Raw genomic sequence first — 7,410 nt, forward strand, 5'->3', positions numbered from 1 at the left:
AACAACAAATAACTAAATATTAAAAGCCCTTAAATAATTTTATGTCAATACAAAATATACGAAAGGAAGTAATGCAAACACTGGAAAAGAATATTGACAGTTTTGTAGAAAAATTTCTAATTCCCATAGAAAAGATATGGCAACCCACTGATTTTTTACCGAACTCACAAAACGATAATTTTATTGAAGAAGTAAAAGAAATTCAAGAAATATCAAAAGAGTTAGATGACGATTTTTGGGTAGTATTGGTAGGAGATACCATTACGGAAGAAGCCTTACCAACTTATGAATCTTGGTTATTAGATTTAGACGGAGTTACCCAACAACCGGATAACGGTTGGGCAAAATGGGTAAGAGCATGGACAGCGGAAGAAAACCGACATGGTGATGTATTAAACAAATACTTATATTTATCTGGAAGAGTAAACATGCGTGAAGTAGAAATAACTACACAACACTTAATTTCTGACGGATTTGATATAGGAACGGCAACCGATCCATATAAGAACTTTGTATATACAAGTTTTCAAGAATTAGCTACCTACATCTCTCACTTAAATGTAGCTAAAATAGCTAAGCAAAAAGGACATAAAGCCTTGGCTAAAATGTCACGAATTATTGCCGGAGATGAAATGCGTCACCATTTGGCTTATGCAGAATTTGTAAAAGAAATCTTTAAGATAGACCCAAGTGAAATGATGTTGGCGTTTCAACACATGATGAAACATAAAATAGTAATGCCCGCTATGCACTTACGTGAATCGTTTGGAGAAAAAGGAAGTTTGTTTGATGATTTTTCTACCGTAGCACAGCGTATAGGCGTATATACCGGTTTTGATTATGTTGATATTCTAAAAAAACTGAATAACTTTTGGGAGATAGACAAAATTACCAACCTAACCCCGGAAGCAGAAAAAGCACGCGACTTTTTAATGAAATTACCGGACCGTATGTATAGAATTACAGAGCGTATGGTAGTACCGGACACCAAATTCAATTTTAAATGGATGATACCGGCCTAAACTTAAAAAGAGCAACCAAAATCTGGTTGCTCTTTTTAGTTTTATATAGTTGATTATTTGCTGCTTTAAGCAACTAATATTGATGTATTCATTGTTAATCAGCTCGAGTATCGACCTAAAGGGAGATGTATCGAGAGCCATTAAGGTAGTGTTTTGATGTAATTTTTCTTCTTTTTTAGTCAGAAAAACCACTCAACATAACATTTGGAAAAATGGATAGCTCAATTTGAAATTGTAGGAATAAAACTCAATTTACGAGGAAAAAAAATCCTTTAAACCACTAAGAATACTCTGTACAGCATAGGCCGCTAAAATAAGTCCCATAACTTTACTAATAACCGTAATACCATACTCACCAATTCTTTTTTGAATACGACTGGCAGTAAGTAAAATTAACATAGTAATAATAACAACTACTAAAACTAACACAGTGGTAACCACTTGCTGTTGGATGGAATATAAATTATTATCGGTTAAAAGCACTACCGCCATAATAGCCCCGGGAGAAGCAATAGACGGAATGGCTACCGGAAAAATAGTAACATGCTTATAATCTTGAATTAAATGCTTTTCCGATTCCGGCTTACCCTCGCCAAAAATCATAGTTAAGGCAAATAAAAATAAAATAACCCCACCGGAAATTTGAAAAGCACTTAAGGTAATATCCATACCCTCTAAAATCAATTGTCCTACAATAATGAAAAACAAAAGAATTAGAAAAGCTACAAAAGAAGCTCTTATGGCCACTTTCTTTTTATATTTTTCAGTAAACTGCTTAGTGGCCTCTAAATATACCGGAACTGAGCCTAAAGGATCAATAACAGCAATAAGAAATAAAATTTTAGTAATAATTTCAGAAACCATGGATTAGTGTATTTTTCTTCCTTGCGTAGTAAATGAAAGTCCCTGTTGTCCGTAAGTAGATATCATTACCCCTTCAAAAAAAGGTTCATTAGCATTTTGTTTAACAGACCAATCAAAAAGAAAGTTAGCACCGGTGCCTCCTTCACGATCACCATCTTTAATTACAATTTCCACAGTTTCCATAGGAGCTAAATAAATCGTGTTATCAAAATACGTTCTGATAGACTTTCCTTGCGTATTAAAATACTCAGCCTTATGTATAAATACCGTATCATTTATATTGGTATTTCGTATGCTCACCGTAGCTGTTAAATTAAACGTTTTATGCTCTGTTTGACTATAAATTTGTGAATAAATAGAAAGGTAAGTAGCCCCGTTTACTAAAGAATCTTTTATAGGAGTGTTAACCATTCGCTTGCTCCAATCTACCTTGGCTACTGAGTTGTTTTTAGTGTGGGTATTACAAGCAGTAACTAAAAAAAAGAATACCCATAAGTACAATAGTTTCTTCATAACGGTAAGCATATAAAGTGTTTATAAAGCTAAATTATTAAACAGGTTAACACTAACAAAGATAACGGAAAAGAAGCAGATTATATCATTATAGATTTAAAAGAGAAACCTTATATAAACACTCTAATACCCTGTAAAATAAGATAACGATGTTGCCCAAAAGCCGTTAAAAAAGAAGTTTTTAGCAAAATAAAGAACTCAAATACTGCTCAAAGATGAATAATATGCCAACTTTCAATTATAGAATTATCAATTTTAAGGCAGAATAAAAATCATATTTTTTTCGAAAACGATTGAAGAAATACAGTATTAAAACCAAAAACCGCTATTTAATAATTTACCGCTAAAACCAACGTCATCAGTTGTTTGTTAGCTAAAAAAAGCAGAATTTTATACAGGACAATAGTATAGAATAGTCAACCCAAATACAAATACTTATGAACGTGATTCCAAAAGACATACAATTACAAGAGCCAATACATCAAAAAGAATATTTAATTGATGGTGAGCTAAAAACTTGGCAAGGAGCAACTACAGAAGTAATTTCAACCATTTCCAGTACACCGGAGTACGCACCTACCGTTCTGGGATCTATTCCGAGTATGGGAGAAAAAGAAGCCTTAGAAGCTATTACCTCTTCTCATAACGCTTTTAAGAACGGGCAAGGAGTTTGGCCAACCATGAAAGTACAAGACCGTATTCAATGTATGGAAAACTTTGTACAGCAAATGAAAGCAACCCGAAGCGAAGTGGTAAAACTCTTAATGTGGGAAATTGGAAAAAATAAAGCCGATAGCGAAAAGGAGTTTGACAGAACGGTAGAATATATTTATGATACCATAGAAGATTACAAAGCATTAAACCATGAAGGAGCGCGCTTTACCAAAGTGCAAGGCATCAACGCTATGATTAAACGTAGTCCGTTAGGTGTTGTACTTTGTTTAGGCCCTTATAACTATCCGCTAAATGAAACCTTTGCCCTGTTAATTCCGGCATTAATTATGGGGAATACCGTCGTGTTTAAACCCGCTAAATTCGGGGTATTGCTACTATCACCCTTATTAAAAGCCTTTCAAACTGCCTTTCCAAAAGGCGTTATTAATGTTTTATACGGAAGAGGAAGAGCGGTGGCATCACCTATTATGAAATCAGGATTGGTAACCGTACTTTCGTTAATAGGAAACAGTAAATCGGCTATTGCATTACAAGATTTACACCCAAGCAAAAATAAACTCCGACTCATATTAGGACTGGAAGCTAAAAATCCGGCAATTATTTTACCGGATGCTAATATAGATTTAGCAGTTTCAGAATGTATTTCGGGATCACTATCGTTTAACGGACAACGATGCACGGCGTTAAAGATTATTTATGTACACGAAACGGTAGCAGAAGAATTCAACAAAAAGTTTGCTGCCAAAGTAGATGCCTTATCATTTGGAAATCCGTGGGATGAAAACGCTTTTTTAACACCGTTACCGGAACCTGATAAACCGGAGTATATTCAAGGGTTAATTGACGATGCCCTGGCTAACGGAGCAAGTATTATCAATCAAAAAGGAGGAGAAAGAACCGAAAATTATATTTTTCCGGCAGTACTCTTTCCCGTAAATAAAAACATGCGTGTGTATCACGAAGAACAGTTTGGCCCGGTAGTACCTGTGATGACCTTTAAAGACATACAAGAACCCTTAGATGATATGGCGGCTTCTGATTACGGACAACAGGTAAGCCTTTTTGGAAAAGACATTCATACCGTAGCACCGTTGATAGATGTATTGGTAAATTTAGTATGTAGAGTCAACCTAAACAGCTCATGCCAAAGAGGGCCGGACGTATTTCCGTTTACCGGTAGAAAAGACTCTGCCGTAGGAACACTAAGTATACATGATGCCTTACGCTCATTCTCTATACGAACCTTTGTAGCCTCAAAAGACAATAGCTATAACAATGAAATTTTACAGGAACTGTTAGACAGTAAAAAAAGTAATTTTATTAATACCGACTATATTTTATAGACAAGCATAGCTTGGTTATAAGAGTAAAAAAGCATTAAGAAACTAATTTCTTGATGCTTTTTTTAAAATTTAGATGACTATGTTTGTTTAATAGAAAACACAGATATATATAGAAAAATACTTTGTGTTTAAGAAATAAGCTGTTATTAAGATTCTACTCTAGCTATTTTTTCAAATAGTATTTCTTTATTCGAGCTATTTAAAGACAATCTATATAAGTTGTTTTCTTCTTTAATACATTCCAAAACTTTTTTATACAAATACGCCTTCGATTCATCAGTTATATTATCAACTCCTTTAGAACCTGTTTTCGGGTGGACATACATTAAGTATAGAGAGTCTTTAACAAGAATTAATAAAAAGTAAAATCTAAACCCCCCTCTTCCTCCAATTCTTTTCTTTATATAAGGAGCTTCATCACTATGATTAAGTCGTGTTCCAGAACGCAATTCCTCTTTAGTTTTAGTAAAGAAATAATCTATTATATCTTTTTCAATAGATTTATATGAATTCTTGGACTTTAATTTATCAAATTCTACTTTGAAATCTTCCAAGCAATAAATATTCATTTTTATATTAAAGAGAGTTTATTGTTGGCATCAATGAAATCAGGAATTTCAGGTAGAAAAAAGAAAACAGACTCTAAATCTTCATAGGATTCTTTTAACTCATCAATAGAGTTTTTAAAATCTTTAATTTCGTTTTTTGCTATACCTTTTGATTTCAATGAATTATTGATAGATACATATTGGCGTAGTAAAGATGTTCTTAAGTCTTTAGTAGATGAAATCAAATCATTTAAAAGCATTAAATTTTCTTCATTTAGATTATTAAACCAAGTTAGCCTTTCAATTCTTTCATTGATGTTATAGATTTTTTCAGTTTTTTCGTTTAAATTTTTTTTAAAATCAAGTATAGCGTCAAGCAATTTATTAATCCTTTTTTCATCTATTAATGCAGCTTTCTTTTCCTGAAAAGAAAAAGTTCTTACTTCAAAAAAAGTATCAGTAATTTCGGATTTATGTGATAGGCATTCCATTTTGATGATTTTTACTATGTTAAGTTACAAAAAATTTGCCAAAAATAAATATCTGTAGTACAGAAAAGACATTAAACCCATTAATTTTTTGCTAATTTTAATTATATGTAGTTTCTTTTCGTGTTTTTATGGTTGTTTAATGTGATAAAAGTTTAAATATTAAAGACGAAATCCTCTAGACTTGAATTTCAACTATACAACCCTACACCAACACAAAACCATCCCTATCCGCTAAAAAGTTAAACTTAGTACGTAAAGACTGTTGTTGCTCTCTATCTAAAGTAACGATAAGCGTAGCAACATTACCACTATCATTTTTAGTAACGCAATTTCCTAGGGTATCATAACAAACCGAGTTTCCTACATACTCATGATTATTAGCATCAACCCCAACACGATTCACGCCAATAGTATAACACATATTTTCAATAGCACGTGCTTTTAGCAAGGCATCCCACGCCGCAATACGAGGCTTTGGCCAACTAGCCACATACAATAACAAATCATAAGCAACCGTATTACGAGCCCATACCGGAAAACGCAAATCATAACAAATAAGCGGACATATTTTCCAACCTTTATAAGTTACCAATAAACGATCGGTACCCGCAGTATACACCTCATGCTCACCCGCCAACGTAAACGTATGCTTTTTGTTGTAATAATCAAGAGTTCCGTCAGGATGCACAAACACTAAACGATTAAAGTACAAAATATCACTTTCCGTCACCTCTTTAATCACTACACTACCCACTATGGCCATTTGATACTGCTGTGCTAATTGCTGCATCCAACGCACGGTATCACCCTCCATAGTTTCTGCATTAGCCGCCGGATTCATAGTAAACCCTGTGGTAAACATTTCAGGCAAAACCACTAAATCTACCGTAGCAGGCAGTAAGGCAATTTGTTCTTGAAAAGCAAGTCTGTTAGCCGTTGGGTTTTCCCAAACTAAATCCGATTGTAGCAAAGCTACCTGAAGTTTTGTAGTCATCGTTTTTTTGGTTAGCGGTTATAGGTTTCATTTAGAATGATAAAACCACTCAAAAATAAGCAACCTGAGGCAATAAACAGAAAACAATTTAACAATTATCCATAAAGAACACCAAGTGTAGAATTTTGTTAGTTTTTATGATTGGTGACACACTTTATTGAATACTCCCTAGTACAAAGTGTTCCCGCGACCCGCAGGAAGGGTCTGTAGTGGGTACAGAGTGCTCCCGCGACCCGCAGGAAGAGTCTGTAGTGGGTACAGAGTGCTCCCGCGACCCGCAGGAAGGGTCTGTAGTGGGTACAAAGTGTTCCTGCGACTCGCAGGAAGGGTTTGTAGTGAGTACAAAGTGCTCCCGCGACCCGCAGGAAGGGTCTGTAGTGAGTACAAAGTGTTCCCGCGACCCGCAGGAAGGGTCTGTAGTGGGTACAGAGTGCTCCCGCGACTCGCAGGAAGGGTCTCTAGTGGATGCAAAACTGCGTGTAGATGTAAGAATAAGGTAACAGCTCCAATAAATTCTGACCCCTTGTACCTAATACCTTAGTTCCTAACTCCTAAATAAACAGATTACGTCACTCCGCAAGCTACGTTCGTAATGACGGTTCATTTCTGAGTCATTGCGAAGGAGTGCTAACGGATAAAGCCATCTATAATGCTAGCAGCAACAATCAACCTTTAATTCCTAGTATCTATTTTAACAGATTACGTCACTCCGCAAGCTACGTTCGTAATGACGGTTCATTTCTGTGTCATTGCGAAGGAGTGCTAACGGATGAAGCAATCTATAATGCTAGCAGCAACAATCAACCCTTAATTCCTAGTATCTATTTTAACAGATTACGTCACTCCGCAAGCTACGTTCGTAATGACGGTTCATTTCTGTGTTATTGCGAAGGAGTGCTAACGGATAAAGCCATCTATAATGCTAGCAGCAACAATCAACCTTTAATTCCTAGTATCTAT

8 protein-coding genes are annotated in these 7,410 nt (G+C 35.0%); 3 read left to right on the top strand and 5 right to left on the bottom strand.

Going from position 1 to position 7,410, the window contains the following annotated elements; all coding sequences use genetic code 11:
* The first annotated feature begins 41 nt into the window (after window positions 1-41).
* Entirely contained in the window at window positions 42-1,022 is a 981-nt protein-coding gene (locus ACQY1Q_RS06650) for an acyl-ACP desaturase (RefSeq protein WP_431004513.1), read from the top strand.
* Window positions 1,023-1,274: 252 nt separating this feature from the next.
* Here ACQY1Q_RS06650 and ACQY1Q_RS06655 read toward each other — a convergent pair whose 3' ends face one another.
* Window positions 1,275-1,886 carry a MarC family protein gene (locus ACQY1Q_RS06655; RefSeq protein ID WP_431004514.1) on the bottom strand — a complete coding sequence of 204 codons (612 nt, stop codon included), beginning with the start codon at window positions 1,884-1,886 and terminating at the stop codon, window positions 1,275-1,277.
* A gap of 3 nt (window positions 1,887-1,889) precedes the next feature.
* On the bottom strand, window positions 1,890-2,399 hold the full coding sequence (locus tag ACQY1Q_RS06660) for a DUF3124 domain-containing protein (protein WP_431004515.1): 510 nt from the start codon (window positions 2,397-2,399) through the stop codon (window positions 1,890-1,892).
* Between the two features lie 437 nt (window positions 2,400-2,836).
* On the opposite strand from ACQY1Q_RS06660, the gene ACQY1Q_RS06665 reads away from it, so the two are divergent.
* Complete coding sequence (locus tag ACQY1Q_RS06665) at window positions 2,837-4,417, top strand: NADP-dependent glyceraldehyde-3-phosphate dehydrogenase (protein ID WP_431004516.1); 1,581 nt, start codon at window positions 2,837-2,839, stop codon at window positions 4,415-4,417.
* 146 nt (window positions 4,418-4,563) lie between these two features.
* Here ACQY1Q_RS06665 and ACQY1Q_RS06670 read toward each other — a convergent pair whose 3' ends face one another.
* From ACQY1Q_RS06670 to ACQY1Q_RS06680, 3 genes are all read right to left on the bottom strand, one after another.
* Window positions 4,564-4,986, bottom strand: coding sequence for a hypothetical protein (locus tag ACQY1Q_RS06670; protein ID WP_431004517.1), 423 nt, complete (start codon window positions 4,984-4,986; stop codon window positions 4,564-4,566).
* Window positions 4,987-4,988: 2 nt separating this feature from the next.
* Entirely contained in the window at window positions 4,989-5,456 is a 468-nt protein-coding gene (locus tag ACQY1Q_RS06675; protein WP_431004518.1) for a hypothetical protein, read from the bottom strand.
* Window positions 5,457-5,658: 202 nt separating this feature from the next.
* Window positions 5,659-6,450, bottom strand: a complete 792-nt coding sequence (locus ACQY1Q_RS06680; protein WP_431004519.1) for an amidohydrolase — start codon at window positions 6,448-6,450, stop codon at window positions 5,659-5,661.
* A gap of 759 nt (window positions 6,451-7,209) precedes the next feature.
* Here ACQY1Q_RS06680 and ACQY1Q_RS06685 point away from each other — a divergent pair.
* On the top strand, window positions 7,210-7,410 hold a 201-nt coding region (locus tag ACQY1Q_RS06685), incomplete at its 3' end, for a hypothetical protein (protein WP_431004520.1).

Origin of the sequence: Tenacibaculum sp. TC6, assembly GCF_050606265.1 — a bacterium.
Classification (GTDB): Bacteria; Bacteroidota; Bacteroidia; order Flavobacteriales; family Flavobacteriaceae; genus Polaribacter.

What these genes read in the sequence shown, in the direction of transcription:
- ACQY1Q_RS06650 (WP_431004513.1), top strand. Translation starts at nt 42, where the DNA reads ATGTCAATACAAAATATACGAAAGGAAGTAATGCAAACACTGGAAAAG.
- ACQY1Q_RS06655 (WP_431004514.1), bottom strand. Translation starts at nt 1,886, where the DNA reads ATGGTTTCTGAAATTATTACTAAAATTTTATTTCTTATTGCTGTTATT.
- ACQY1Q_RS06660 (WP_431004515.1), bottom strand. Translation starts at nt 2,399, where the DNA reads ATGAAGAAACTATTGTACTTATGGGTATTCTTTTTTTTAGTTACTGCT.
- ACQY1Q_RS06665 (WP_431004516.1), top strand. Translation starts at nt 2,837, where the DNA reads ATGAACGTGATTCCAAAAGACATACAATTACAAGAGCCAATACATCAA.
- ACQY1Q_RS06670 (WP_431004517.1), bottom strand. Translation starts at nt 4,986, where the DNA reads ATGAATATTTATTGCTTGGAAGATTTCAAAGTAGAATTTGATAAATTA.
- ACQY1Q_RS06675 (WP_431004518.1), bottom strand. Translation starts at nt 5,456, where the DNA reads ATGGAATGCCTATCACATAAATCCGAAATTACTGATACTTTTTTTGAA.
- ACQY1Q_RS06680 (WP_431004519.1), bottom strand. Translation starts at nt 6,450, where the DNA reads ATGACTACAAAACTTCAGGTAGCTTTGCTACAATCGGATTTAGTTTGG.